At 71.8% G+C, this 1912-nt stretch carries 3 protein-coding genes; all 3 read left to right on the top strand.

Features of this window, described 5'->3' with window-relative positions; translation table 11 throughout:
• Positions 1-396, top strand: a 396-nt coding sequence (locus VFF46_RS18205) for an SDR family oxidoreductase (RefSeq protein ID WP_414673070.1), incomplete at its 5' end; no start/stop codon positions are given.
• Positions 393-782, top strand: coding sequence for a hypothetical protein (locus tag VFF46_RS18200; RefSeq protein ID WP_325038333.1), 390 nt, complete (start codon positions 393-395; stop codon positions 780-782). The genes VFF46_RS18205 and VFF46_RS18200, both read left to right, overlap by 4 nt.
• Before the next feature lie 34 nt (positions 783-816).
• A partial coding sequence (locus VFF46_RS18195) for a CaiB/BaiF CoA-transferase family protein (RefSeq protein WP_325038332.1) occupies positions 817-1912 on the top strand: 1096 nt, incomplete at its 3' end.

The raw sequence follows: 1912 nt of genomic DNA, 5'->3' as shown, positions 1-1912 counted from the left end.
GAGCGCCTGGTGGCCGAGTCCGGCGTGCCGTACACGGTGCTGCGCGCGACCCAGTTCCACGACCTCGTCGATCAGATCCTCAGCGCCGAGCGGTTCCTCCCCGCGGTCCTCGCGCCGGCGATCCCGCTGCAGCCGATCGCGGTCGAGGAGGTCGCGGTCCGGCTCGGCGAACTCGCGGAGCAACCGCCGCTGAACGGTCGCGCCCCGGACATCGGCGGCCCGGAACGACTGTCGGTCGTCGAGTTGGCGCGGCTGTGGAAGCAGGCCCGGTCGGTGCGCCGACAGGTGGTGCCGGTCCGCCTGCCGGGGAAGGCGTTCGCCGCGTTCGCGGCCGGCCACGCGACGGTCGACGGACCGGAGTACGGGAAGATCACGTTCGCGGAGTACCTGCGATGAGGGCCTATGTACGCACGGTGCTGGTCGTGCTCGCGGCGTTCGAGATCCTCCTCGGGCTGTGGTTGTCGATCGTGCCGAGGACTTTCTACGACCACGTGCCGACGGTGAACTGGACACCGCCGTACAGCGATCACCTGTTCCACGACTTCGGCGGCGCGAGTCTGGGGCTCGGGATCGTGCTGGCGGCGGCCGCGCTCCGGTTCGACCGGTTCCTGACCGCGATCGCGCTGCTCGCCTACCTGGCATACGCGGGACCGCACCTGTTCTTCCACCTCGGTCACCTGGAGGGCGGCCAGGCGCTGCTGTCGACCGGGTTGGCGGTCATTCTGGCTCTGATGGTCGTGCTGCCACTGATCGCGCTCGCGGGGGTGCGGAAGCTCACTTGACCACCGTGACAGTACTACTGTCACAATGGTCCGCATGGGTCCACTCGAGGGCGTGAAGGTGGTCGAGCTGGCCGGGATCGGCCCGGCGCCGTTCGCGTGCATGCTGCTCGCCGAGCTCGGTGCCGACGTACTGCGGATCGACCGCCCCGGCGGCGGGCTCTCGATGGGCCCGCCGGAGCTGGACCTGGTGAACCGTGGCCGGCGGAGCGCCGCGCTGGACCTGAAACAGCCGGCGGCCGTGGACGTCGTACGCCGGCTGGTGGCGCAGGCCGACGTACTGGTCGAAGGGTTCCGGCCTGGGGTCGCCGAGCGGCTCGGGCTCGGGCCGGAGGACTGCCATGCGGTGAATCCGCGGCTGGTGTACGGGCGGATGACCGGGTGGGGGCAGGACGGGCCGCTGGCGCAGGCGGCGGGGCACGACATCGACTACCTGGCGGTGGCGGGCGCGCTGCACCTGATCGGCCGCGCGGGCGGACCGCCGCAGGTGCCGGCGAACCTGCTCGGCGACTTCGCGGGCGGCTCGCTGTACCTGGTGATCGGCGTGCTCGCGGCGCTGCACGAGGCGCAGCGCAGTGGACGGGGTCAGGTGGTGGACGCCGCGATCGTGGACGGGTCCGCGCACCTGACCACGATGCTGCTCGGCGCGCTCGCCGCCGGTTCCTGGCGGCAGGAACGCGGGACGAACCTGCTCGACACCGGCGCGCCGTTCTACGACGTGTACGAGACCGCGGACGGCAAGTACGTCGCGGTCGGCGCACTCGAGCCGCGGTTCTACGCCGAGCTGATCGAGAAGCTCGGGCTGAACCCGCCGGACCGCGACGATCCGGCGCAGTGGCCCGAGCTGCGCAAAGTACTGACCGAGACGTTCCGGGAACGTACGCAAGCCGAGTGGACCGAGGTCTTCGACGGGTCGGACGCGTGTGTCGCGCCGGTGCTGCCGATGGCCGGCGACCACCCGCATCTGGTTGCCCGCGGCACCTTTGTCGAGGTGGACGGGGTCCGGCAGGCGGCACCCGCGCCGCGCTTCGACCGGACGCCGACCAGCGTGGACAGGCCGCCCGCGCGGCCGGGGGAGCACACCCGGGAGGCCTTGGCCGACTGGGGGATCACGGACGTCGACGTACTGCTGG

Origin of the sequence: Kribbella sp., from assembly GCF_035655035.1 — a bacterium.
In the GTDB taxonomy this organism is placed as follows: Bacteria; Actinomycetota; Actinomycetes; order Propionibacteriales; family Kribbellaceae; genus Kribbella.
This window is presented reverse-complemented; position numbering and strand designations above follow the sequence as displayed.

Coding starts and splice junctions, on each gene's coding strand:
- VFF46_RS18200 (WP_325038333.1), top strand. CDS start 393: ATGAGGGCCTATGTACGCACGGTGCTGGTCGTGCTCGCGGCGTTCGAG.